This window comes from Haloactinomyces albus (assembly GCF_031458135.1).
GTDB lineage: Bacteria > Actinomycetota > Actinomycetes > Mycobacteriales > Pseudonocardiaceae > Haloactinomyces > Haloactinomyces albus.
Map to the genome: position 1 here is coordinate 3,426,128 of NZ_JAVDXW010000001.1, position 24,972 is coordinate 3,451,099.

Sequence of the window (24,972 nt, forward strand, 5' to 3'; positions counted from 1 at the left end):
GCAGCACGGTGACAGCGGTGTGGAAGACGACGATGTGGAGTACGGCGAGGTCCGGGAAAGCGTGATGGTGTATCCGCTGAAACACCCCGACCATGACAGCAAGGGTTTTGCGCACTCATGACCACCAACAAGAAACGCACCCGCGCGGGCTCGAAGTTCCGGCGGCGGCTCTCCGGTGTGCTGGCGCTGGGAACTGCCCTGGTGGGCGCCGGCGCCCTCTATACCGCTCTGCTCCCGGAGCCACAAACCGCCAGCGCGCAGGGAAACCCGGCGTTGGTCAGGCAGGGTAAGCAGCTGTACAACAACGCCTGCATCACCTGCCACGGTTCGAATTTGCAGGGCGTCGAGGACCGTGGTCCGAGCCTGATCGGCGTGGGCGGCGCGGCCGTGCACTTCCAGGTCTCGACCGGACGGATGCCATTGGTGCGTCAGGAAGCGCAGGCTCAGCGCAAGCCGCCGGAATTCTCGCCGCAGCAGATCGACGCGCTCGCCGCCTATGTACAGGCGGTCGGTGGTGGCCCCAGGCAACCGGCGGAAACGGGTGAGGCGCTGCAGGGCAGCGATTCCGCGCGCGGAGGCCAGCTCTTCCGCTTGAACTGCGCGTCGTGTCACAACTTCACCGGGCGCGGGATCGCACTGTCCGCCGGTAAGTCCGCGCCGTCGCTGAACCAGGCGACCGAGCAGCAAATCTACGAGGCGATGCTCACGGGCCCGTCGAACATGCCCACCTTCTCGAACCGGCAGCTGACTCCGCAGGAGAAGGAAGACATCATCGCCTATGTCGAGTCGGTCACCCAGGGAAGGAACAACCCGGGTGGGAACGCCCTCGGCGGCTACGGTCCCGCTCCGGAGACGGTCGTCGCCTGGGTGGTCGGATTGGGAAGCCTGATCGGCCTCACTCTGTGGATCGGAGCCAGGGCATGAGTGAGCAGCACAACAGCCACAACGAACACGCCGACAACGAGCGGACCGCCGACGAGCAGCCTGCCGATGAGCAGGCCGTCAACGAGTACGCAACAGGCGAACACCAGCGGCCCAGTCCGACGGAGGCCGAACTGGCCGAAATGAGCCGTGACGAGAAGGTGCGGCTCGGTGTGGCCCTCGACGATGTCGAACTCGTCGAGTACCGCGACGAGTGGCCCATCAAGGGAACTCGTGCGGAGCGGCGTGCCGAGCGGGCCGTGGCGGCGTGGTTCTCCCTCGCGGGTCTGTCGGCGCTCGCGTTCATCGGAGTCTTCGTCTTCTGGCCGTGGCGCTACCAGAATCCGCTGATCGATCCGCGCGGGCACTTCATCTACTCGCTGTACAACCCGCTGATCGGTTTCTTCCTCGGGTTGTCGATCTTCGCGGTCGGTATCGGCGTGATCCTGTACTCGAAGAAGTTCCTGCCGCACGAGGTCGCCGTCCAGCAGCGCCACGATGGCCACGGCTCCGACGAAACCGACCGCCAGACCGCGACCGCGTTGCTCGCGGACGCCGGAAGTCGCAGCGGTATCGCACGGCGCTCGATGATCAAGCGCACGGCCGGCTTCGGTGTCGGTGCCTTCGGTCTCGGCACCGGCGTGCTCGTGCTCGGCGGCATGGTCAAGAACCCGTGGGCCGAGACCGGCCCCGACTCGCTGCTGCACACGGGATGGATGCAGACCGAAGGCGAGAAGGTCTACCTGCGGCGCAACACCGGTGATCCGCACGATGTGTCGCTGGTGCGTCCGCAGGATCTCGCGCCGGGGAGTTTCGAGACGGTCTTCCCGTTCCGGGAGTCCGAACGCCACAACGAGGAAGCCCTGCTGCATGCGCTGCGCAGGTCGGACAACCCCGTCATGCTGATCCGGCTGCATCCGGGAGCAGCTCCTGTCGAGCGCAAGGGCCAGGAGACCTTCAACTACGGCGACTACTACGCCTACTCGAAGATCTGCACCCATCTCGGCTGCCCGACCTCGTTGTACGAGGCGGAGACCGGCCGGTTGCTGTGCCCCTGCCACCAGTCACAGTTCGACGTGGCACACAGCTACGCCAAGCCCGTATTCGGCCCGGCGACGCGTTCCCTGCCACAGCTTCCGATCACGGTGGACACGGAAGGGTATTTCGTGGCCAGGCACGACTTCATCGAGCCCATCGGCCCGGCGTACTGGGAGCGTAACTCATGAGTTCGATCACCACCCCCACCAAATCGGACAGTGCCGCCTACCGCTTGGCCGGACGTCAGGCCGACGAGCTCGACAAGCGGTTCCAGATGGCCGCGGGGCTGCGCCGTCAGATCAACAAGGTCTTCCCGACGCACTGGTCGTTCCTGCTCGGTGAGGTCGCGCTTTACACCTTCATCATACTGCTTCTGACGGGGACGTACCTGGCGTTTTTCTTCGACCCGTCGATGGCCGAGGTCGAATACCAGGGCGCGTACGCCAACCTGCGTGGCGTGGAGATGACGCGTGCCTTCGCCAGTACGCTCGACATCTCCTTCGAGGTTCGTGGCGGTATGTTCGCCCGTCAGGTGCACCACTGGGCGGCCCTGCTGTTCATGGCCTCGATCGTGGCCCACATGTTCCGGATCTTTTTCACCGGAGCGTTCCGCCGTCCCCGTGAGACGAACTGGATGATCGGCATCCTGCTGTTCATCCTGGGCATGTTCGAAGGGTTCACCGGTTACTCGCTGCCGGACGACCTGCTGTCGGGTACCGGCGTTCGCATCGCCTCCGGGATCACGTTGTCCGTGCCGGTCGTGGGCACATGGCTGCACTGGATCCTTTTCGGTGGCGAGTTCCCCGGAACCGAGCTCATCCCGCGCTTCTACATGATGCACATCTTCCTGCTCCCGGGACTGATCCTCGGGCTGATCGCGGTGCATCTCGCGCTCGTGTGGTATCAGAAGCACACCCAGTTCCCCGGTGTACGCCGCAAGGAGACCAACGTCGTCGGTGTGCGGATCATGCCGATGTTCGCGACCAAGGCGGGGGGCTTCTTCGCGGTCGTCACCGGCGTGACGGCGATCATGGGTGGTGTCTTCCAGATCAACGGGGTCTGGAACCTGGGCCCCTACATCCCGTCGCAGGTTTCGGCCGCGTCCCAGCCCGACTGGTACATGATCTGGACGGACGGTTCGAGTCGTCTGTGGCCGGCATGGGAGATCTACCTCGGCTCGTTCACCATCCCCGCGGCATTCTGGCCGACCGCGTTCTTCATGGGCGCGATCTTCACGGTCGCTCTGCTGTACCCGGCGATCGAGCGCAAGCTCAGCGGGGACACGGCACACCACAACCTGCTTCAGCGGCCACGCGATGTTCCCGTGCGCACCAGCCTCGGCATGATGGCGATCACGTTCTTCATGGTGCTGATGATCTCCGGCGTGAACGACATCATCGCGTTCAAGTTCAACATCTCGCTGAACGCGATGACGTGGATCGGCCGTATCGGTCTGCTGATCGCCCCGCCGATCGCGTACTACATCACCTACCGGATCTGCCTCGGTCTGCAGAAGGCCGATCGTGAGGTCCTCGAGCACGGCATCGAGACCGGCATCATCAAGCGGTTGCCGCACGGTGAGTTCATCGAGGTGCACCAGCCGCTCGGGCCGGTGGATTCGCACGGTCATCCCGAGGAGCTGGAGTACCAGGGTGCTCCGGTGCCGAAGCGGATGAACAAGCTCGGTGCCGCGGGGCATCCGGTCGAGGGCAGTTTCCTCAAGCCCGATCCCGTCGATGAGACGGTAGCGCTCGAGCGTGCTCGCAGCGAGGAAGCCGAGCGGGAGAGGATCGAGCAGGAGGAGCGCGAGCAGGGCGAGCTCGTGGCGGGCAAACCGCAGCAGCCTTCCGAGTGAGTTGATCCGATCACGGCGAGGGGCCCGGCACCATGCTCTCGGTGCCGGGCCCCTCGCCGTTCGAAGTTTTGCCCGAAACTTCAGCCCGCTCCTCAGTCGGCGGCGGGGTAGGGCGTGCGTGCGTCTGCGACACGATCGAGCCAGGTGCGCCATCGGCCTGCGGCGCCTGCCGGTTCCGACCACGGTGTGACGCATCGGACCATGCGGGTGTCTCCTGCCGTCAGCCACCGGTAAACGACGTGGATTTCATCGGCAGGAGCCCCCAGCAGCGGCCCGTCGCCGGGAACGACCGTTTCGGCGGAAGCCTGCAGCGCGTCCACGACCGGCATCGGTGGGGTTCCGCGTTGCGCCGTTCCCGCCGCGGCGAGCCGACCGTGTCGTACCACCGCGAAGTTCCATCCGCCGAGGCCGTCGGGACGGGCGGCAACCAGCTCGGGAATCGCGGCGAGCGCGGCCAGTCGCTGCCCCCGGTCGAGGGAACGTACCAGGTTGGCGAGCCGGTCGCGGTGGGTTGCGGCATCCTCGAACCGTTGAGCCGCGGACAGCTGATCCAGTTCGGCGCGCAGATGCTCCAGGAGCGCGTCGCCCCGTCCGGTCATGACATCGTGTACCGAGATCACCTGAGGGGCGTACTCGTCGACGCTCTGATACCCGGCGCAGGGGGCGCCGCAGTGCCCCAGGTCGTACACGGCGCAGGGACGGCCTCGCTGCTCCTTGGCGGGAATGCGCTCGGTGCATCGCCGCAGGCTGGTGACGGATTGCAGGGCCTCCACCGCCTCCACGGCGGCCCGGCGGCCTCGGAACGGCCCGATGGCCTGCGGCTTCGGTGTCCGTACGATCGACAGCCGGGGAAAGGCCTCGTCGGTCAGGATCACCCACCATGCGCGCTGCGGGAACTTGGAACGCCGGTTGTAGGGCGGCTGATGGGCTCCCAACAGCCGCAGCTCGCGGACTTCGGCCTCCAAGGGATGCGAGCACTCGATGTGATCCACCCGGTCGGAAAGGGCGACCATCTCCTTGACCCGGCCCCGCCGCTCACCGGCCGTGAAATACTGGCGGACCCTTCGACGCAGGTCGGTGGCGGTGCCGACATACAGCACCTCGTCGTTCGGCCCGCGGAAAAGGTAGGTACCGGGAGCGCTCGGGAGAGCATCGGCGAGGTGGCGTTTGCGTCGCTGCTGCGGGCTGACGTCGGACAGGTATCCGAGGAGCTCTTCCAGCGAGTGCACGCCCAGCGGCCCGACGCGCTCCAGCAGACTGTGCAGGACGTCGACGGTGGTGCGGGCGTCGTCGAGAGCCCGGTGCACCGGCTCGGTCCGAGTGCGCAGCACCCGCGCAAGCGTGGCGAGCTTGTGGTTGGGGGTCTCCTCTCTGCTCAGGACCCGTCGAGCCAGCTGAACGGTGCACACGCTCGTGGGCTTCGGCCACACCAGTCCGAGCTGTGCACAGCCCGCACGCAGAAATCCGAGGTCGAATGTCGCATTGTGGGCGACGAGGACGCTGCCCCTGCTGAATTCGAGGAATGCGGGCAGCACCGATTCCAGCGTGGGTGCCTCGGCGACCATGGCGTCGGTGATACCGGTGATCGATACGACGGCGGATGGGATGGGCTGTCCTGGGGCGACCAGTGTGGAGAATTCGCCGAGGACCTCGCCACCCCGGACCTTGACCGCTCCGATTTCGGTGACGGCGTCCTGACCGCTCCTGCCGCCGGTGGTCTCCAGGTCGACCACGACGAAGGTGACCTCGTGCAGTGGCAGCCCGAGCTCGTCGAAGGAGAGCTGCCTGCGGGGAAGCCGGGCGTGCTCTCGAGAGGTCTCCGTCATCTTCGCGCACCGTACGCGCCTGTACCGACAGTGCCATGCTACCGGTGCGTTCCCGCAGCCAACCGAGCGGCGATTAACCTGGGAGAGTGATACCGCCGACGACGGGTGACGGCAACGAGGCACCCTTTCCCGACGAGTCTGCTGCCGACAGTGCACAGCAGACCAGTGGTGCTGTCGCCCGGGTCGACTGGGAGAACCTGCCCGGTCCGGTGGCTCACCGACTGGCCGAGTTATCGGCGGCGGCGCTGGGCACGCTGCGCCACTCGGACATTCCCGCGCAATTACGGCCCGTCGTGCGGTTCGCGGCAGCCAAGCGGGCGAAACTGGGATTGGTGCCCCTGGTCGCGGCGTTGCGTGATTCGGCCGTGTTCCGCACGGCGGTGGTGGATTGGTGCCGGACACACCGGCCCGAGGCACTCGATCTCGAGCATGGTGACCCTGCCGTCGTGGCCGCGGCCGCGCTCCTACAGGACTCGGCTGTGGCCACGCACTACGTGGAGCTGGTCGGCTACCGCACCGAGCGTGGGCAACTGCGTTCCGAACGGGACTCGGCCCTGGCCCGTTCGGACAAGCTTGCCGGTGAGGTCGAGCGCTTGCGCAATGAGCTGGCCGAGACCAAGCTCGCAGCCGAACGTGCCGGAGACACCGATGATTCCGAGGCGGACCGGTTGCGCAAGCGACTCCGCGAACAGGGCGTCCGTCTCAAGGAGGCCAGGCAGGAGGCCGAATCCGCGCGGGCCGATCTGGAACGCGTCCGGCAGGAGTCGGCGGCCGCGATCGCGGAGACCACCGCACAACGAGACCGCGAGCAGGCGAAGGCTCAGGAGGAGCGTATTCGCGCGGAGCGTGCTGGGGCCGAGGCCGAGACCGCTCGCCGATCGGCGCGGGAAGCCAGGCAGGGCGACGAGATGCGGCTGGCACTTCTGCTGGAGACGATGGAGGGTGCGCTGGGAGGCTTGCGTCGGGAACTGGGCGCCACCGGGCGCGGCCCCAAACCGGCTGATGCGGTCTCGGGAGTGCGGGCGGATACCGGAACTCCGCCGCACGTACCCGACAGAGCCGCACTGGAGCGCCTGCTGGCGCTGCCTGCGATCCATCTCATCGTGGACGGCTACAACGTCACCAAGACCGGCTATCCGGAGATTCCGCTTGCCGATCAGCGGGACCGGTTGGCTCATCAGCTCGCATCCCTGGCCGCGCAGACCGGGGTGGAGGTGACCTTGGTTTTCGACGGTGCCGATGTGGTCGCGGTCCCCGCGGCCGGGCCGCGGGGGGTTCGGGTGCTGTTCAGCGAGCCGGGTGTCCAGGCCGACGACGTGATCCGTGGCCTGGTGGAGGCGGAGCCGCCGGGACGGCAACTGATCGTGGCCACGTCGGATCAGGAAGTGGTCACCTCGGTGCGGCATCGCGGGGCCTACGCGGTGGCTTCCTCGGTGCTGCTCGCGCGTATCAACCGGACGTAGGACGTCGTCGAGAAGTGCTGTGCATGGGCACGACGTGATCGTGAAGTGCTCGCTCGCCGTACGTCGTGCGGTCACTGCGGAGGACAACTCGGCGACGGTCTTCGACCGCTCGGCGCATGAGAGTGATCTCATAGCCGGTCACGTGTCGTGCCCGGTGGAATATCGAAGGAGGTCTCCGTCAAGGGCGCGGTTTTCGAGCACGGGGCGGGACCTGCATTTCGGCTACATTCAGCGATCGAAGTTCCTCCTTTCGGGGCTCGATGCCGAGAGGTGTGGTTCTATCGGACCCACTCTGGACGCCTCGGCTCACCTCTCGTAACCTAGCCGAGACTTCGTGGCGATCAGCTACTCAAACCGGGTGGCTCCGCGAAGTCACCGCCGTCTCGGCTTGTCGGGGAGCCGAACCGGGGGCTCGTCTCGTGGACGAGTCCGGTCCGGGTATGCCCAGCATGCCCGTCGGTGGGCCGCATCGTGGCTCGAACCTGTGACCGCATCCCGGTCAGGCGGTCGGAGCAGTGAAGGAGCTATGCGCGAGGTGGCGTCGCACCGAACGAAGCGCTCGATGCGCGGAACTTTCACCGTGACGGCGGTTGCCGCCGCGATCACCATGACCTCCGCGCCGGCCATCGCAGATCCGCAACTTCCCGACAGTGCCCCGGAAGCGGTCGAGCAGCTGCGCAAGCTGTCCCGCGAGGCGGAGAAGCTCACCGAGAAGTACCACCGGGCACAGGACGATCACGATGCGCGGCTGGCCGACCTCAAGCGGGCCAAGGCCGCTGCTGCCAAGGCGACGAAGGTCGCCGACCAGGCACGCGCCGAGGAAGAGAAGTTCCGCGTCAAGGTCGATGAACTCACCAGTTCGGCCTATCAAGGGGCCCGGCTCAACCAGCTTTCCGCGCTGCTGGTCAGTGAATCCCCCGGCGAGTACCTCGACCGCGCGGCCACCATGGACGCCCTGGCCAAGGACAACAGCGAGGCGATCCGGGCGCTGGCAGCCGCCACGGACAAGGCCGAGGCAGCCGAGCGGCGTGCTGCCGAGGCGAAGAAGCGCGCTGCCAAGGCGGCAGCCGATGCGGCCCGCATCGAGAAGGAGATCGCCGAGAAGAAAGCCGCCATGGAGGAGCAGGTCGCCGAGGCGCGCGATCAACTGGAGGAGTTGACCAGCGAAGAGCAGGCGGCGATCCCCGGTGGGAACACCGACTACGAGTTCCAGGGAGGTGCCGGTGCTGCTGCGGGAGCGGTGCAGGCAGCATTGAGCAAGCAGGGTTCACCCTATGTCTGGGGTGCGGAGGGACCGAACAGGTTCGATTGCTCCGGCCTGATGTACTGGGCCTACAACCAGGTCGGAGTGTCGATTCCGCGGTCCAGCAGTGCCCAGGCACAGACCGGCAAGCCCGTTTCGGCGAGCCAGCTCCAGCCCGGTGACCTCATTTTCTACTACAGCCCGGTGAGTCACGTGGGGATGTACGTGGGCAACGGCAAGGCGGTGCACGCACCGACCGCCGGTTCCACGGTGCATGTGACGGATTATCAGGACATCGCACCGGTCAACCGCATGCGTCGCGTCGCGGGTTGAGCTCGGCATTCGGTTCGAACCGGCACTTTGCGGGTGCGCCGGTTTTCCGCGCCATGGTGGGGAGAATGTCCGGGTGAGTGCGCCTGCGTGGCCTGCCCGCGCCACGCAGGCGACTTACCATCGGCTCTGTGCGGGCCTTCAGGACGTGGCGAGGGTGTTTTCTCGTTGCGGTCCTGACCGGAATCGCGATGATGGCCTGGACCCCCGTGCCGCCCCGGGAACAGGCCGTCGATCCCCCCGAAAGGCGGGGCCGGGGCGGCCGTATCGCGGCGACTTCGCGTCAGCACGACATCACCGTGCTCCTGCGCCGACGCGCCGAGGCGCTGCGCACCGGAGACGAGGCCGCCTTCATGACATCGGTCGATCCGAAGGCGTCGTCACGATTTCAACACCGGCAACGCATGCTCGTGCGGAACCTGACGGAAGTACCGCTGGCGAAGTGGACTTACCGGCTTGAGGCTGCCTCCACAGTGCCTCCGCCGGACCCCGAGACCCTTCCTGCCCCTCCCGACGAGCTGTGGGCTCCACGCGTGACCCTGAACTACGCCCTGGCCGGAGTCGATACCGTGCCCGTCACTCGGGTGATGGGCTATCTGTTCGCTCGGCGAGGTGACTCGTGGTACCTGACCAGCGATACCGCCCTGCGGTCACGGGGACGTTCGACCTGGCGTGGACCGTGGGACCACGGCATGGTGCGTGCGGTACCGACGGAGTCGGGATTGGTGCTCGGCCACGATTCCAACCGGGAACTCGTCGATCGAGTGGCCGGGATGCTCGATGAGTCGATCGCGGCCGTCACCGAAGTATGGGGCACCGAGTGGTCCCGCCGGATCGGTGTCGTGGTACCGGGTTCCCGTGCGGAACTACGCGCGCTGGTCGGCCCCTCGTTCGGATTGGACGGGATCGCGGCCGTTGCGGTGACCGATGAGGTGGACACCACCACCGGGCGTGTGGAAGGGGCGCGAGTGATCCTCAACACGCGCATGGCGGGTCCGTTGAGCGATACCGCCCTGCGCGTGGTGCTCAAGCACGAGATCCTGCACATCGCCGCCCGGGCCGACACCGTCGGCGGCGCCCCGATGTGGATGCTGGAGGGATTCGCCGATTACGTGGGCTACCGCGGTAGCGGGATTCCTCCGGAACGGATCGTGCCGGACCTGATCCGTCGGCTTCGTACGGAAGGCCCGCCCACCGCGTTGCCGTCGGATCGTGATTTCCGAAGGTCGGGCAACCGTCTGGACGTGAGCTATCAGCAGTCGTGGTCGGTGGTGCGGTTCCTCGTCCAGGAATGGGGCGAGCAGCGCGTGGTCGAGCTGTATCGCCGTATCGCCGGGTCACGGTCGTCCGAAAAGGCGGCGGAGGCGCTGCACGACATGACGGGGATGACCAGAGCCGAGTTCGTCGACAACTGGGGCCGGTACTTGCGCCGTACTTTCGGCTGAGGCGCTCTGCGCCGGTGACCGTGGACCCGATCCGGGGTACCCGACCACCGGCGCAGCACCGTCCGATATTTCAGGAGTAGATCGCTTCGATGTCGGTGGCGTAGTTCTCGGCGACCTTGTTCTTCTTGACTTTCAGGCTCGGCGTCATCTCCCCGCGAGCCTCGGTGAAGTCATGCGGCAGGATGCGGAACTGTTTGATCCGTTCTGCCTGGGACACGGTCTCGTTGGCGCTGTCGACGGCCTTCTGCACCTCATCACGGAGCTCCGGATCATCGACGAGGTCGGCGGTCTCGAGGTTCTCGGAACGACCGTGATTGGCCAGCCACGACGGCAGGAACTCGGAGTCGATGGTGATCAGGGCGCCGATGAACGGCTTCTGGTCCCCGACGACGAGGCACTGGCTGATGAGCGGATGCGCCCGCAGATGGTCCTCCAGCGCCGCCGGGGCGATGTTCTTGCCGCCTGCGGTGACGATGATCTCCTTTTTCCGGCCGGTGATCCGCAGGAAACCGTCCTCGTCCAAAGAACCGAGGTCACCGGTGTGGAACCAGCCGTCCTCCAGGGATTCATCGGTCGCGGTGGGATTGTTCCAGTAGCCTCGGAACACCACGTCACCCTTGATCAGGATCTCGCCGTCCTCGGCGATCCGAATGCTGGTGCCCGCCAGTGGCCTGCCGACCGTCCCGATCTTGTAGGCGTGCTCGACATTGACGGCTGCCGCGGCGGTGGTTTCGGTCAGGCCATAGCCTTCGAGGATCGGCACCCCGATGCCCCGGTAGAAGTGGGTGAGCCGTTCCCCCAGGGGAGCGCCTCCGGAGACGGCTGCCACGCACTGGCCTCCCAGCGCGGAACGCAGCTTGCCGTAGACGAGTTTGTCGAATACGAGATGCTTGATGCGCAGGCCGACTCCCGGTCCGCCCTGCTCCTGTGCCTGGCTGTAGGCCACGGCCGTGGCCTCGGCGGCGTCGAAGATCCTGCCTTTGCCCTCGGAGTGGGCCTTCTGCTTGGCGGTGTTGTAGACCTTCTCGAACACGCGAGGCACGGCCAGCACGAAGGTGGGGCGGAACGAGCCGAGATCGTTGACGAGTTCCTTGACGTTGCCGGTGTGGCCCAGCGTCAGCCGTGAGTACACGCAGGCGATGGCGATGGCACGCGCCAGCACGTGGGCCATCGGCAGGAACATCAGCATCGAGTTGCCCGGTTGCATCAGCTGCGGGAACGCATCGACATCGGAGCGAACCTCGGCGAGCAGATTGCGGTGCGTCAGTTCGCAGCCCTTCGGGCGACCGGTGGTCCCCGAGGTGTAGATGAGGGTGGCGAGGTCGTCGGCCTTGACCGATCGGCGGCGCTCGTCGACGTCGGTGTCGGTGATGTCGGTGCCCAGGGAGGTGAGCTCCTCCACCGCCGGGGCAGCACCATCGGGAGTCGGGCCGTCGATCTGCCAGACATGGCGCAGCTCGGTGAGCTTGTCGACCACCGTGTCCACTTCGCTGCGGTGTGCCTCGGTTTCCACGATGACGGCCTTGGCCCCGGAATCCGACAGGATCCACTCGGCCTGGTCGGCGGCCGAGGTCTCGTAAATGGGCACGGTGGCACAGCCGGCTGCCCAGATCGCGAAGTCGAGCAGGCTCCACTCGTAGCGGGTCTGTGACATCAGGCCGATCCGGTCACCGGGCTGCAGACCGCAGGCCATGAGCCCCTTGGCCACGCCCAGAACCTGGGTGGCGAATTCGGCGGCGGTCACATCGACCCAGGTGCCCTCCACTCGGCGCCGGAAGCTCACGGTGCCACCGAAACGTTCCGCATTGGCCCACACCATGTCGGTGAGGTTCTCGTCGTCGGCCACACTGGTCGTGGCGGGGACGCTGAACTCTCGCACTCGAAACCTCCGAAAACACGCCAAATTGTGAGGAACAACCTAACCCTGCAAGCTACCGATCGGTAGCCCCGTTTCCCGTATCGGGTCGGATCACCGGTCAGGCCCTGGTGTGCGCCGGGCTCGACAGCACTGTTCCGCATTATTTCCTGTGGGGCGAGAGCTCGAAACGCGGCCCATCCGGTGTCGTGGTTCGCCGGTCGGGTGGTCCGGGGGAAGGTGGTGGAGAGTGCGCTGCCCCGGCCGTCCTCGCTACTTTCGGGTACGGACGAATCGGACTGGTGAACGGAGCCGGCTTGCGGGTGCATGTGGTATCGGATGTCCACGGCAACGTGGAGGGACTCAAGCGTGCCGGTGAGGGCGCCGACGCGCTCGTCGTGCTCGGGGACCTGATCGACTTCGTCGATTACCACGATCACGGCAAGGGCATCCTCGGCGCGGTGTTCGGCGCGGAGAAGGTGGCACATTTCGCCGAGCTGCGCCGTAGCCACCGTGGAGCCGATGTGGGGGCTTACGCCCGCTCGTTGTGGGCGAGCCTGTCCGATCCCGTCAAGGTCGTGGAGGAGGCCGTCCGCGAGCAGTATGCGGAGCTTTTCGGTGCGATGACCGCACCCACCTATGCCACGGCAGGCAATGTCGACGTGCCGCACCTGTGGCCGGAGTTCGCCGGCCACGGAATTCATGTGCTGGACGGCCGCAGCGTCGAGATCGGTGGTCTGCGCTTCGGTTTCGCCGGTGGGGCATTACTGCCGCCGGGAGGAGTGCTGCGCCGCGACGCGCCATGGGTGCCGCACCTGCGTTCCGCGGCCGAGTTCAACGAGGTACTGGGCGAGCTCGACCCGGTCGACGTGCTGTGCACCCATGTCCCTCCGAACGTGCCCGAGCTGCTCTACGACGTCGTGGCGCGCCGTCCGGAACACGGATCGAGCGGGGCGCTCGAGCGGATCGGGCGGGATCTGCCCCGATGGTCGTTGTTCGGTCATGTGCATCAGCCGCTGGCGCAACGGATGCGGATCGGCTTCACGGAGTGTGTCAACGTCGGCCACTTCAAGCACACCGGAAAGCCGTACGTGTTGCGATGGTGAGCTGTGTCGCAGTGTCGGTCGACTGCCCGGGACTTGTCCGGGACGGTCCCGGCAGGCGCACCGGGGGCCGAGGGCGACATCCCGATAGGGCAGTAATCACCGGCCTTCACGCCGGATACGGGTCTCGACCTGTAGCCTGCCCGGCATGGTCGAGAAGTCCACCCAGTCCATTGTGATCGAGGCTTCTGCCCCGGAGATCATGTCGGTGATCTCGGATTTCGCCGCGTACCCGGAGTGGGCCGAGGCGGTGAAGGAGACACAGGTGCTGTCGACGACATCCGCTGGGAAAGCGGAGAAGGTTCGGTTCGTCCTGGACGCAGGCGTGGTCAAGGACACCTATGTTCTCGTTTACGACTGGAGCGACGACGGATTGTCGGTCAGCTGGACCCTGTCCGAGGGACAGGTGCAGAAGGCTCAGCAGGGCAGCTACACATTGCGCCCCGAGTCGGACCAGCGCACCGAGGTGACCTACGACCTGGCCGTGGACCTGGCGATTCCGATGATCGGCATGTTCAAACGCAAGGCCGAAAAGATGATCATGGATACGGCGCTGAAGGAGCTGAAGCGCCGTGTCGAGTCCGCACATCAGTGACCGTTGTCCGCCGTGCGGCCGACGGATGCCTGCGTGGGAGAGATCAACCGTGCGAAGCCTTCTGTTCACCGGAAAGGGCGGCGTGGGTAAGACGACCCTCGCCGCGGCCACCGCGGCACGGTTGGCCGTACGGGGCAACAAGGTGCTGGTGGTTTCCACCGATCCGGCGCATTCGCTGGCCGACGCGCTCGGCACGCGACTCGGTCCGGAGCCGGAAGAGGTACCGCTGCCGGACTGCGCTGACAGCGACCTCCGGATGCATGCCGCCGAGGTACATACCCGCACGCTCGTCGACGATGCCTGGGGCGAGCTCCGCGAGCACCTCCGGACATTGTTGCTCGGGGCGGGTGTCACCGAACTGAACACCGAAGAGCTCACCGTTCTTCCCGGAGTGGAGGACCTGCTGGCTCTCGGTGAAGTGCACCGGCTGGTCTCCTACGGTGTCTGGGACACCGTCATCGTCGACTGTGGTCCGACCGCCGAAACCCTGCGACTGCTGGCGCTGCCCGAGGCGTTCACCGGTTACCTCGAACGGCTCTTTCCGACGCATCGGCGTGCCGTGCGCGGACTGCTGGCGGGGATGGCGGGGAGTGACAACCTCGAGAGATGGGACGCGGTGGCGGATGCGCTCGGTCGGTTGGCCGGACGGCTCGGCACGCTGACCGAGTGGTTGGCCGCTGCGGGGACCAGCGTCCGGCTGGTGTTGACTCCCGAAGCCGTCGTGGCCGCGGAAACCCGCCGCACGCTCACGGCGTTGGCGCTACAGCGGATCCATGTCGACGGCCTGGTGGCCAACCGGCTGGTGCCGCACCCGGGATCGGCGCGGGGCACCGCAGCGAACTGGTTGCGTACCCGCCGCAACGAGCAGGACACCGTCCTGGCCGAGCTGCGCTCCGGTGCCGGTGTTCCGCTGCGCGTGGTGGAGCATCGCGCGGGGGAACCGGTGGGATTGCGCGCACTCCTCGAACTCGGAGCGGAACTCTACGGCGACTCCGATCCGCTCGACGGTGCCGGGCGGGCTCCGGAAATGGAGGTCACCGGTGGTGGCCGTAGTCTGGACTCGGAGTATGCTCTGCGAATTGCGCTGCCGTTGCACGATGGGGCCGACCTCGATCTCGCCCGGGTCGGTGACGAGCTTGCGGTGACCGTGGATGGTCGTCGCAAGCTGATCGCATTGCCCGCGGTGTTGCGGCGTTGCACCGTGACCGGGGCGAAAGCCGGTGATGACGGGGTGACCGTGGCCTTCCGGCCCGACCCCGAGTTGTGGATGCGGTGAGCAGTGGATCGGACACGACAGGAGACTTCCGCGGAAGGTGCCGCTCACGGTGCCGGACACGGTGGCCGGGACAGAACGGGCGAGGAGTTGCGGTGGCTGCTCGATGCCCTCGCATTCCGAGCCGAGGAGTACCTGCTGGGGCTGGGCCGTGGCCCCGATGAGCAGGCGGGAGGAGCCGATACGGCCGCCGATGAACGGCTGCGATGTTCCTCGGCGGGCACCTGCGAGTGGTGCCCGCTGTGTGCGGCGATGTCGTTCCTTCGTGGGGACCGGCCGGAACTGGCCACGCGGATGTCCGAGCACCTGGCCGGACTCGTGACCGTGCTGCGCCGGATTCTCGCCGAGCAGGACGACTCACCTCGAGACGCCGAACGGACTCGTCCGGAAACCGCGAACGGTTTCTCGCCGGAACCCGGCCCCGACAACGATGCGCCTCCGGTGCAGCGGATCGGCGTACAGCGAGTACACGGAAGTGTCCTGCGTCCGAGTGAAGGAGAAGTCCGCGCCGAAGGACACGGGTGCTGACCGTCGGCGTTGACGGCACACCGGGATGTGCCCGGCACCGGAGACCGGCGAGGTGGACCCCGGACGAAAACGCACTAGCCGTGCTGCGAATTCAGAGCTGGGCGCCGTCGTCCCACGCGGAGTCCGGAGGCGTGGGACGTATCCGCAGAAGCAGCCATCCGATGCCTGCACTGATCGAGATCAGCCCGGCCGGTAGTGCGATGGTGCCGAGCCACCCGGCCAAACCCGGTACCACCAGCAATCCCACCCCCAGCATGATCAGGACGATGCCGCCCACGGTGCCCGCTTTCGGCGCGGGCAGCGGTGGCGGATCCGGGGGCTCGAAGTGGCCTTCGTCCTCCTCGGGGGGTGACCAGTTCCGTGGCCCGTGCGGCTCGTCCGCCTCCGACTCGTCCGCCGGGAAGCTCGCCGGATCCGCCGTACCGGACTCCTCGGTGCGTGTGTCACCCGTCGGCCATCGGGGCAGTGGGGTATCGCGTTCCAGTTCGGCCACGATCTCCGCGAATGCCGCGTCGATGTCGTCGGGGCCGTCGGCGTTGCCATGGCGCGTGTTCATACGACTTCCCTGGCGCGCTCGCGGTGGATCCTGTGGACGCACTCGACGCTACCGGCGAACCCGCCCGGGGCACCGGCAAGCCCTGGTCTGCTGACAACCGGATCCGTGGGCAATCCGGGCCTGTTGGCAACCCTGGCGGCACGTCTTGGTCGCGCGTGGTCCTAGGATAACTGTCCGGTCGGTGCGATGTCGGCGATATTGATCCCACATTGTGCGTACCCAACGGGCTCCGTACGCTAAAGCAGCGTACTCGGGGCGTCAGGAGGCAACGGCACAGTGCTCTACTGGGTATTGAAGCACATCTTTCTCGGTCCGCTCATGAAACTGTGGTGTCGGCCGAAGATCGAAGGGCGGAAATACGTCCCCGAGTCCGGGGCGGCCATCCTGGTGAGCAACCACCTGGCGGTGGCCGACTCGTTCTTCATGCCACTGAAGATGTCGCGACGGGTGACCTTCCTGGCCAAGCGGGAGTACTTCACGGGCCGGGGACTCAAGGGCGCGCTGAAGAGATACTTCTTCTCCGGGATCGGACAGGTCCCCATCGATCGCTCCAGCGGCGCCGCCGCGCAGGCAGCCCTCGACACCGGCGTGCGGTTACTCCGGGAGGGAAGACTGCTCGGCGTGTATCCGGAAGGGACCCGCTCACCCGACGGCCGTCTGTACAAGGGAAAGACCGGAGTGGCACGGATGGCGCTGGAAGCCAACGTGCCCGTCATTCCCATCGCCATGATCGGTACCGACCGGGCCAATCCGATCGGGTCCACCATATGGCGCCCGTTCCGCATCCGGGTGCGGGTCGGAAAGCCGTTGGACTTCTCCCGCTACGAGGGTCTCGCCGGTGACCGCTTCGTGGAGCGTTCGATCACCGACGAGATCATGTATGCGCTCATGGAGCTGTCGGGTCAGGAGTACGTCGACGTCTACGCGGCGAAAGCCAAGGACGACCTGGAGACGCAAGGGCGGGTCATCACGAAGCGGGCGGATCCGTCGGATCGGCAGGAGGCCGATCGGCTCCCGGAAACCAAAGCGGGCTGATGCGCCCGGCCGATGCCGCGGTCCTGCCGATGGAGCACTCGAGCTCCTTCCCACCGGCGGTATAAGCGGGCAGAGCATAAGAGGCTCCGGCAGGGCACACCCGGGCGGGGCGTGTCCTGGTTCGTTCGAATGGCGCATATTCTTGACCGGTGCGGTTTTTCTACGACTGCGAGTTCATCGAAGACGGGCTGACCATCGAGCTGATTTCGATCGGTGTGGTCGACGAGACGGGCCGCGAGTTCTACGCGGTGTCCACGGAGTTCGATTCGACCCGGGCCGGTAGCTGGGTGCGTCGGCACGTGTTGCCGCAGTTGCCGCCACCGTCCTCGGACAGTTGGTGCTCGCGCGCGCGGATCCGCGAGGATCTGTACGCGTTCCTGACTTCCCGCGGGTCCGATGTCGAGTTGTGGGCGTGGTACGCCGCCTACGACCACGTCGCGTTGGCCCAACTGTGGGGTGCGATGCCCGCTCTGCCGTCGCAGCTGCCGAAGTTCACCCGTGACCTGCGTCAGCACTGGGAAGCCGTCGGCAAGCCGAAGTTGCCGCCCGCCCCCTCGAATGCCCACGACGCTCTGGCCGATGCCAGGCACAACCTGCGGCGATGGAACGTGATCGAGGAGCGTCGCCGCGAGCGTGGTTACCCGGTGCGCTGACCTCGCCACTTGCTGCACCGATCCAGCCCATGACAGGCTCTCTCCCGGAGACCCACGTCACATCCACAGGGATGCGGGTGAGGAGGCGGCCGGATGGCGACTGGCAAGCGTGTCGGTGTACTGACCGGTGGGGGTGACTGTCCGGGACTCAATGCGGTGCTGCGCGCGGTCACCCGTAAGGGAATCGAGGTCTACGGTCACGACATCCTCGGGTTCCGCAACGGTTGGCAGGGTCCACTGGAGGGGCTGGTGACGCCGCTGGGCCTGGACGACGTGGAGGCCATTCTGAGCCGGGGCGGCACGATTCTGGGGTCCTCGCGCACCAACCCGTACAACGACGTCGACGGCATCGACAGGCTCAAGACCACCCTCGCCGACAACGAGGTGGACGCACTGATCGCGATCGGCGGTGAGGACACCCTCGGCGTCGCCGAACGACTCCACGGGGAAGGCGTGCCCGTCGTCGGTGTCCCCAAGACCATCGACAATGATCTCGACGCGACCGACTACACCTTCGGCTTCGACACCGCCGTGCATATCGCCACCGAGGCGGTCGATCGGTTGCGTACGACGGCCGAGTCCCATCATCGCGCCTTGGTCGTCGAGGTGATGGGGCGGCATGCGGGATGGATCGCACTGCACGCAGGCCTGGCCGGGGGCGCCAACGTGATCCTCGGCCCGGAACAGCGATTCAGCGTCGAGCAGGTCTGCGCATGGGTGCAACGGCGCTTCGAGCGACAGTACGCGCCGATCATCGTGGTTGCCGAGGGAGCTGTCCCGCAAGATGGCGAAGAGGTACTGCAGGCCGGTGAGAAGGACGCCTTCGGCCATGTGCGCCTCGGTGGTGTCGGAACCTGGCTGGCCGAGGAGATCGCGCAGTGCACCGGCAAGGAGTCGCGTGCCGTCGTGCTCGGACACACGCAACGCGGGGGGACCCCCACCGCCTACGACCGGGTACTCGCGACCCGGTTCGGCTTGCACGCGATCGACGCTGTCCACGACGGTGACTTCGGCACGATGGTGGCGCTGCAGGGAACCGGGATTCGGCGGGTCCCACTCGCCTCGGCCACCTCGGCACTCAAGACCGTGCCGCCGCAGCGCTACACCGAGGCTCAAGCGCTGTTCGGTTAGGGCCTGCTTCGAAAGCCTGCTCGGATGTTCGCCGAATCGACATGCGCTGCGTGACTGCTGTCTCCCGGTTGTTGGGACAGTCACTCCCGCTGTGTGGTGCGGGAGGGTAACCGCCTACCCTGGTCAGCGTGAATTGGACTGTCGACGTACCGGTGGATACCCTTCCCGAACTGCCACCGTTGCCGGCCGAGATGCGCACTCAGCTCGATGACGCGCTTGCCCGGCCCGCGGCGCAGCAGCCCGAGTGGCCCGATCCGGAACAAGCACGCAATGTCCGGTCGGTGCTGGAAAGTGTGCCACCGGTAACCGTTCCCTCCGAGGTGCAACGGTTGCGGGAGAATCTCGCGGCGGTCGCCAGGGGCGAGGCATTCCTGCTGCAGGGGGGTGACTGCGCCGAGACGTTCGCCGACAACACCGAGCCGCACATCCGCTCGAGCATCCGCACGCTGCTGCAGATGGCCGTGGTGCTCACCTATGGTGCGAGCATGCCGGTGGTCAAGGTCGGGCGGATGGCCGGTCAGTACTCCAAGCCGCGTTCGAAGCCGACCGATGCCCTCGGACTGCCGAGCTACCGCGGTGACATGGTGAACTCGTTGACCGCCACGGAGGAGGCGCGAGTCCACGACCCGTCGCGGCTGATCCGTGCCTACGCCAACGCGAGCGCGACGATGAACCTGTCGCGGGCGCTGACCAGCGGGGGTATGGCCGCGCTGACGAAGGTGCACGACTGGAACAAGGACTTCGTGCTCAATTCGCCTGCCGGGGAACGCTACGAGTCGGTTGCCGCGGAGATCGACCGGGGCCTGCGGTTCATGTCGGCCTGTGGCGTGGATGACTCCAGCCTGCACTCCGTGGACTTCTACTCCAGCCACGAGGCGCTGGTGCTGGACTACGAGCGTGCGATGCTGCGGCTGGACACCAGCGGTGACCAACCGCGCCTGTACGATCTCTCCGGGCATTTCCTGTGGGTGGGCGACCGCACCCGCCAGCTCGACGGCGCGCACATCGCCTTCGCCGAGATGATCTCGAATCCGATCGGGCTGAAGATCGGCCCGAGCACGACTCCGGAGCAAGCGGTCGAATACGTGGAGCGACTCGATCCGCACAACGAGCCGGGGCGGTTGACACTGATCAGCAGGATGGGCAACGGCCAGGTGCGTGATCTGCTCCCGCCGATCGTGGAGAAGGTCACCGCGTCCGGGCACCAGGTGATCTGGCAGTGCGACCCGATGCACGGCAACACCCACGAGGCCAGCACCGGATACAAGACCCGCCATTTCGATCGGGTCGTGGACGAGGTGCAGGGCTTCTTCGAGGTGCACCACCGGCTCGGCACGCACCCGGGCGGTATTCACACCGAACTGACCGGTGAGGATGTCACCGAGTGCCTGGGTGGCGCGCAGGACATTTCCGATACGGACCTGTCCGGTCGGTACGAGACCGCCTGTGATCCTCGGTTGAACACCCAGCAGTCACTGGAGCTGGCGTTTCTCGTGGCGGAGATGCTGCGCAGCTGATCGCCGTGGCGGCTGGTGCCGCGGCGACGCTGTCGGGTATGCGCGGGCGGTTCGCCATCAACGTCCGTTCGTGCCGGATCGGATCGCGGCGCCGTGGGAATGGTTCCCCCCGAAGGTCTCGCCGAGTCCCAGCGGATCGAATCGGATCAGCGATACGGCGGCCAGCAGTGCGAAGCCGACGGCCGCTGCCATGGACGGCCAGTGGTACAGCCCGGTTTCACCGTCGGGGTAGTAGGCGAGCACCAGCACCACCGAAGCACCGGCCGCCACGGACAACGTACGTCTTGTCCAGGGCAGCGCGGCGGCGAGCGCCATGCTCCACGACAGGTACCAGGGGAACATGGTCGGGGCCAGCATCGCGCCTGCGAACAGGACGAGTGCCGCACGCTGGACTGCATCCGCACCGCCGTCGCGTGCCTGCCACCACTGCCAGAGCAGGAGCACCACAAGTGCCAGCCCGCCGAGGGTTCGGCATACACCGATGAACACACCGGCGTTGACGTCGAGGAATGCTTCGGTGGTGCTGTGCAGAAGCTGACCGAGTCCGGTCGGTACGGATGTGTACGTGGTGATCAGCGACGGTGCCGACAAGCCGTGCAACCAGCCCATCCCGACCTCGGCCAGTGCCGTACAGGCGCCGAAGACCGCGCCGTACAGCAGCACAGCGGGAACCACCGCCTTGACGAACCGGTGCAGGCGAGGTCCGCTCAACCGGCTCGCCCACACCCAGACGAGGAATGGCAGGACGAGTCCCGCAGTCGCTTTGATCGCCATCGCCAGTGTCACCAGCGCGATTCCGGAGGCGTGCCTGCCCTGCAGAGCCAGGAGTGTGCCGAGTGCGAGCAGGCCGATCATCAGCAAGTCATTGTGCGGGCCGCCCACCAGGTGCACCACGGTGAGCGGACCGGCTACGGCGAGCCACAAGGCGACCGGGAGGTTGCCTCCGAGATACCGGACCAGGCCGGGCAGGGCATGGATCAGCATGGCGAGGCCGACGAGCAGAAGCAGGCGCATCAGGATGACGCCTGCGATCACGTTACCTCCGGCCAGCAGTACCACGCCCTTGGACAGGCCGATGAACAGCGGGCCGTACGGAGCCGGAGTGGTCTGCCAGAACGGGTGCACGTTGTCCGGAATCGGCCCGGTCAGTGCCGAAGGCCCCACCGAGTACGGATCGAATCCGTGCAGGGCCAGCAGTCCTTGGGCGAGGTAGCTGTAGACGTCCCGCGTGAACAGCGGTGGTGCGATCAGCAGCGGTGCGATCCAGGCGGCGGCAGCCAGCAGCACACTGCGGGAACCGACCTGGGCTGCGAGTACACCGCGCCCCAGCCGCACCCACGCCCACACCAGCAGGCCGAAGCCGAGGTAGACGACGGCGCTTGCGAGGTACTTGCCGTGACCGTAGCGGAAAGCGGAGAGAGGCCCCGATCCGAGAATCGGGTCGTGCACGAGAGTGCCCCCGGCCCCGATCGAGCCCAGCAGCACAAGCACCGTCCCGATCGTGCCGAGCAGAACGGTGCGCAAAGGAAGCGGTCCGCGCGGTGCGCGGCCGCTGCTGGGAGCATCGTCGAGCGCGGTGAGATCGGCCCAGCTGGACCATGGAACCCGCGCCGACACCGGAGCACGACTCGGGGGCATCGTGTGCACATAATCCCACACGGCGGTTTCACCCGATATTCGAGTGGCCCTATCGTGTGCTTCTCGCGGAAAGGCCGCGAGGAGCTTCCCGCGCTCGCGGAAGTGCGGTGTGCGGACGCTACAGCGCGGTGACGGTGATGCTGGAACCGGGCTCGACCTTGGTTCCGGCCAATGGGAACTGGCCCAGCACTCTGCCGTTCTGCCGATTCAAAAACGACTTCACCTCGAGCTGTACCCCGAGGTCGGAGGCTTTCTGCTGTGCCTGACGCACGCGCATGCCCGTGAGGTCCGGCACGGTCACCGCGTTCGACAGCACGACTCCGACCCTGGGAGTGCCCTGTAGCTTCACCTTCGTTCCGACGGTGGGTTTCGTGCTGAGGACGTGGTTGGTGCTCACCTCGGAGGAGAATTTCCTCCCCGCCACGTACGGTTCGAATCCGGCCTGGCGCAGCGCCGCGAAAGCCTCCTCCTTGCTCGACCCGCGCACGTCGGGCACCGCCACCGGCGGTGGTCCCTTGCTGACGATGATCGTGACCGTGGCACTGGTCGCCACCGGCGTTCCCGGAGCGGGATTCACACCGATGACGCGCCCCTTCGGTACCTCGGCGTGGTACCGATTGGCCGAGGAGTCCAGCTCCGGGTCGAGTTTCGCATTGCGCAGCATGCTTTGTGCTTCGCTCACCGGCGTGCCGGGGGGTACTTCGGGAACTTTCGGTTTGCCCCGGGAGACGACCAGGCGGACTTCGTCTCCCCGCGGTGTGCGGGACCCCTCAGCCGGCGACGCACTGATGACCGTGCCCGCGGCGACGGTGTCGTGATAGGAGCGAGTGACCTCCGGAACCAGTTCGGCCTGGCGCAGAGCCCGCACTGCCGTTGCTTCGGTTACCCCGGTGAGCGGCGGGACCGTGACGTAGCGGCCACTGCCGAGCCACCACGCGGTGCCACCGACCAGGGCCGCCAACAACAGAACCACCAGCGTCGAGACCGCGAATCTCCGGCGATTGCGACGGCGTGACCGGGCAGGATCGGCACTGTGGTCGTCGGACCGCTGCTCCTCCACGGCGCTCATGTCCTGTGCCCGCTCGGGATCGAGCATGGACCGCGACAGTGCGCGAGTGCCCTGCGGCCCTCCCGACCGGGTGTCTTCGTGTGCGGGCAGCACCATGGCAGTGCCGTTCGCGGTCCTGTCCACCGGTGGAAAGCGGTCGGTGGCGGGTTCGTCGTCGTCATCGTCGATGTCGTCGGCCTGCCGCTCGGTGACCGGGACCGGTACCGCCACCGGCCCCATGCCCGAGTGGTTTCGCAGAGCCCGGAGTTCGGTGAGAAATGCCGCGGCGTCGGCAGGCCGGACCGAGGGATCCCGGCGGGTGGCGCGCAGCACCAGATCGTCGACGGCGGCCGGGAGTTCGGGTACATGCTCACCGGGAGCGGGCACGTCGTCGTTGACGTGCCGGTAGGCCACGGACAGGGCTGTATCGCCGGTGTACGGCGGCTCGCCGGTCAGCATCTCGTACAGCACGACACCGGCCGCGTAGACGTCCGTGCGTGCGTCGGCCGCTCCTGTGGTCACCTGTTCCGGGGAGAGGTACGCGACGGTCCCGAGAATAACGCTGCCGCTGGTCGTTCCCGCCGAAGCCGCCGCGCGCACGAGTCCGAAATCGGTGACCTTGACCGAGCCTCCCGGCCCGATCAGCACATTCTCCGGCTTGATGTCCCGGTGGACCATGCCCGCCTCATGCGCCGCGGCCAGTGCCGAGAGCACCGATTCCAGCACGCTCACCGCGACGGGCAGTGGCAGCCTGCCCTGCTCGCGGAGGAGATCGCGCAGTGTCCCGCCCTCGACCAGTTGCATCACCAAGTACACGCGATCGCTACCGGTGTCCTGGTCGACTCCCTGGTCGTAGACGGCAACGACATCGGGATGGTGCAGGCTGGCGGCAGCGCGGGCCTCCCGTTCGAATCGCTCGATGAACGAGCGATCGCCGGAGTACTGCGAGTCCATCACCTTGAGGGCCACAGGCCGTTCGAGACGGGTGTCGAGGCCGCGATACACCGCTGACATCCCGCCTCGCGCGATCAGCGAGTCGACCCGATAGCGGCGTTCCAGCATGGTCCCGACGAGGTCGTCGCGTCGGTCGCGCCGAGTCTCGGCGGTCATACCGTGCTCACCGTGCACTGCCGTGTCAGGAATACCTCCAGGAGTGTGGTGCCGGGGAATGCTCGCCGCCGGGCACCGCCTGAACCCACCGCGAGAGGTGCGCAGGACACATTGTGCCGCCGCAACACCTCGGCTGTGCCATCGGCCGCGGTATCGGCCGCGGCATCGGCCGCGGCATCGATCACGTCGCCGATCGCGCTGCGCGGACCGACCGGCGGACCGACCGGTGGGCCGGCCGGTGGCTTCCGAAACACACCCTCGGTCACAGTACCGATCGTAGGAGAAACCATGTCCCCGCCGGTGCACGGTACGTGAGTCGGCGGTCGTGGTGTGGTGGCCGGTGACTGTGGCGACGCGGTGGCTGGCAATGTGGCGCGGTGACTGGCAAGGTGGGGGATGTGAGTGCTGTCCCAGCTGCCCCGGATGTGCTCGCCCCCGACGTGGAGGTGATCCCGCTGCCCGACGTCGCCGAGCGACTCGGCCACGCGGTGACCCGGGTGCACCAATTGATCCGTGATGGTCATCTGCTTGCAGTGCGCCGAGAGGGGGTGCTGGGAGTGCCGAGCCCCTTCTTGACCGACACCGCAATCGTCAAGGGACTCGGGGGAACGATCACCCTGCTGCGTGACAACGGCTACGGCGAGGACGAGATCCTCCAGTGGCTGTTCACCGCCGATGACACGCTACCGGGCACGCCGATCGATGCTCTGCGTGGCGACCGCGGTCGCGAGGTGAAGCGCCGTGCGCAGGCCATGGGCGGCTTCTAGCGCGTGTTTCAGCGGCCCTTGACCGGGCCTTGGAGCAGTCGT

Annotated in this window: 21 protein-coding genes; 15 read left to right on the plus strand and 6 right to left on the minus strand. The window is 66.8% G+C overall.

What is annotated here, in order from left to right; all coding sequences use genetic code 11:
• The first annotated feature begins 117 nt into the window (after positions 1–117).
• From qcrC to qcrB, 3 genes are read left to right on the plus strand one after another with little or no spacing between them, the layout of a single operon-like run.
• Complete coding sequence (gene qcrC / locus JOF55_RS16285; RefSeq protein WP_310275163.1) at positions 118–924, plus strand: cytochrome bc1 complex diheme cytochrome c subunit; 807 nt, start codon at positions 118–120, stop codon at positions 922–924.
• Positions 921–2,147 carry a cytochrome bc1 complex Rieske iron-sulfur subunit gene (gene qcrA / locus JOF55_RS16290; protein WP_310275165.1) on the plus strand — a complete coding sequence of 409 codons (1,227 nt, stop codon included), beginning with the start codon at positions 921–923 and terminating at the stop codon, positions 2,145–2,147. Before qcrC ends, qcrA begins: the two co-directional genes overlap by 4 nt.
• Complete coding sequence (gene qcrB / locus JOF55_RS16295; protein ID WP_310275167.1) at positions 2,144–3,814, plus strand: cytochrome bc1 complex cytochrome b subunit; 1,671 nt, start codon at positions 2,144–2,146, stop codon at positions 3,812–3,814. Before qcrA ends, qcrB begins: the two co-directional genes overlap by 4 nt.
• Before the next feature lie 92 nt (positions 3,815–3,906).
• On the opposite strand, the gene JOF55_RS16300 is transcribed toward qcrB, so the two are convergent.
• Positions 3,907–5,640 carry a DEDD exonuclease domain-containing protein gene (locus JOF55_RS16300; RefSeq protein ID WP_310275169.1) on the minus strand — a complete coding sequence of 578 codons (1,734 nt, stop codon included), beginning with the start codon at positions 5,638–5,640 and terminating at the stop codon, positions 3,907–3,909.
• An 86-nt stretch (positions 5,641–5,726) separates the two neighbouring features.
• Here JOF55_RS16300 and JOF55_RS16305 point away from each other — a divergent pair, with 86 nt between their 5' ends.
• From JOF55_RS16305 to JOF55_RS16315, 3 genes are all read left to right on the plus strand, one after another.
• On the plus strand, positions 5,727–7,103 hold the full coding sequence (locus tag JOF55_RS16305) for an NYN domain-containing protein (RefSeq protein WP_310275171.1): 1,377 nt from the start codon (positions 5,727–5,729) through the stop codon (positions 7,101–7,103).
• Between the two features lie 526 nt (positions 7,104–7,629).
• On the plus strand, positions 7,630–8,679 hold the full coding sequence (locus JOF55_RS16310; RefSeq protein ID WP_310275172.1) for a C40 family peptidase: 1,050 nt from the start codon (positions 7,630–7,632) through the stop codon (positions 8,677–8,679).
• A gap of 128 nt (positions 8,680–8,807) precedes the next feature.
• The gene (locus tag JOF55_RS16315) at positions 8,808–10,121 is read left to right on the plus strand and encodes a hypothetical protein (protein WP_310275174.1); all 1,314 of its coding nucleotides are present in this window, start codon (positions 8,808–8,810) and stop codon (positions 10,119–10,121) included.
• Positions 10,122–10,191: 70 nt separating this feature from the next.
• Here JOF55_RS16315 and JOF55_RS16320 read toward each other — a convergent pair whose 3' ends face one another.
• Positions 10,192–12,000, minus strand: coding sequence for an AMP-dependent synthetase/ligase (locus JOF55_RS16320; protein WP_310275176.1), 1,809 nt, complete (start codon positions 11,998–12,000; stop codon positions 10,192–10,194).
• A gap of 293 nt (positions 12,001–12,293) precedes the next feature.
• Between JOF55_RS16320 and JOF55_RS16325 the strand changes: the two genes are divergently transcribed.
• The 4 genes from JOF55_RS16325 to JOF55_RS16340 all read left to right on the plus strand — a co-directional run bounded on the left by JOF55_RS16325 (position 12,294) and on the right by JOF55_RS16340 (position 15,475).
• On the plus strand, positions 12,294–13,082 hold the full coding sequence (locus tag JOF55_RS16325; RefSeq protein WP_374727289.1) for a metallophosphoesterase family protein: 789 nt from the start codon (positions 12,294–12,296) through the stop codon (positions 13,080–13,082).
• A gap of 145 nt (positions 13,083–13,227) precedes the next feature.
• The gene (locus JOF55_RS16330) at positions 13,228–13,674 is read left to right on the plus strand and encodes an SRPBCC family protein (RefSeq protein ID WP_310275178.1); all 447 of its coding nucleotides are present in this window, start codon (positions 13,228–13,230) and stop codon (positions 13,672–13,674) included.
• A gap of 49 nt (positions 13,675–13,723) precedes the next feature.
• Entirely contained in the window at positions 13,724–14,950 is a 1,227-nt protein-coding gene (locus JOF55_RS16335; protein ID WP_310275180.1) for an ArsA family ATPase, read from the plus strand.
• 3 nt (positions 14,951–14,953) lie between these two features.
• Entirely contained in the window at positions 14,954–15,475 is a 522-nt protein-coding gene (locus tag JOF55_RS16340; RefSeq protein ID WP_310275182.1) for a hypothetical protein, read from the plus strand.
• Positions 15,476–15,566: 91 nt separating this feature from the next.
• Here the strand turns inward: JOF55_RS16340 and JOF55_RS16345 are convergent, their stop codons facing one another.
• Positions 15,567–16,031 carry a DUF308 domain-containing protein gene (locus JOF55_RS16345; RefSeq protein WP_310275184.1) on the minus strand — a complete coding sequence of 155 codons (465 nt, stop codon included), beginning with the start codon at positions 16,029–16,031 and terminating at the stop codon, positions 15,567–15,569.
• Between the two features lie 276 nt (positions 16,032–16,307).
• Here JOF55_RS16345 and JOF55_RS16350 point away from each other — a divergent pair, with 276 nt between their 5' ends.
• The 4 genes from JOF55_RS16350 to JOF55_RS16365 all read left to right on the plus strand — a co-directional run bounded on the left by JOF55_RS16350 (position 16,308) and on the right by JOF55_RS16365 (position 20,367).
• On the plus strand, positions 16,308–17,066 hold the full coding sequence (locus JOF55_RS16350; RefSeq protein ID WP_310275186.1) for a lysophospholipid acyltransferase family protein: 759 nt from the start codon (positions 16,308–16,310) through the stop codon (positions 17,064–17,066).
• A gap of 149 nt (positions 17,067–17,215) precedes the next feature.
• Positions 17,216–17,719, plus strand: a complete 504-nt coding sequence (locus JOF55_RS16355; RefSeq protein ID WP_310275187.1) for a polyadenylate-specific 3'-exoribonuclease AS — start codon at positions 17,216–17,218, stop codon at positions 17,717–17,719.
• Between the two features lie 93 nt (positions 17,720–17,812).
• Positions 17,813–18,850: a 6-phosphofructokinase gene (locus tag JOF55_RS16360; RefSeq protein WP_310275189.1), complete on the plus strand. Its 1,038-nt coding sequence runs from the start codon at positions 17,813–17,815 to the stop codon at positions 18,848–18,850.
• A 128-nt stretch (positions 18,851–18,978) separates the two neighbouring features.
• Complete coding sequence (locus tag JOF55_RS16365; RefSeq protein WP_310275191.1) at positions 18,979–20,367, plus strand: class II 3-deoxy-7-phosphoheptulonate synthase; 1,389 nt, start codon at positions 18,979–18,981, stop codon at positions 20,365–20,367.
• A 57-nt stretch (positions 20,368–20,424) separates the two neighbouring features.
• Here the strand turns inward: JOF55_RS16365 and mptB are convergent, their stop codons facing one another.
• The 3 genes from mptB to JOF55_RS16380 all read right to left on the minus strand — a co-directional run bounded on the left by mptB (position 20,425) and on the right by JOF55_RS16380 (position 24,429).
• On the minus strand, positions 20,425–22,005 hold the full coding sequence (mptB, locus tag JOF55_RS16370; protein ID WP_310275192.1) for a polyprenol phosphomannose-dependent alpha 1,6 mannosyltransferase MptB: 1,581 nt from the start codon (positions 22,003–22,005) through the stop codon (positions 20,425–20,427).
• Positions 22,006–22,123: 118 nt separating this feature from the next.
• Positions 22,124–24,163, minus strand: a complete 2,040-nt coding sequence (gene pknB / locus JOF55_RS16375; protein ID WP_310275194.1) for a Stk1 family PASTA domain-containing Ser/Thr kinase — start codon at positions 24,161–24,163, stop codon at positions 22,124–22,126.
• The gene (locus JOF55_RS16380) at positions 24,160–24,429 is read right to left on the minus strand and encodes a hypothetical protein (RefSeq protein ID WP_310275196.1); all 270 of its coding nucleotides are present in this window, start codon (positions 24,427–24,429) and stop codon (positions 24,160–24,162) included. Before JOF55_RS16380 ends, pknB begins: the two co-directional genes overlap by 4 nt.
• A gap of 132 nt (positions 24,430–24,561) precedes the next feature.
• On the opposite strand from JOF55_RS16380, the gene JOF55_RS16385 reads away from it, so the two are divergent.
• A complete protein-coding gene (locus tag JOF55_RS16385) occupies positions 24,562–24,930 on the plus strand; it encodes an Rv2175c family DNA-binding protein (RefSeq protein ID WP_310275198.1) in 369 nt (122 codons plus the stop codon).
• Positions 24,931–24,972 lie beyond the last annotated feature (42 nt).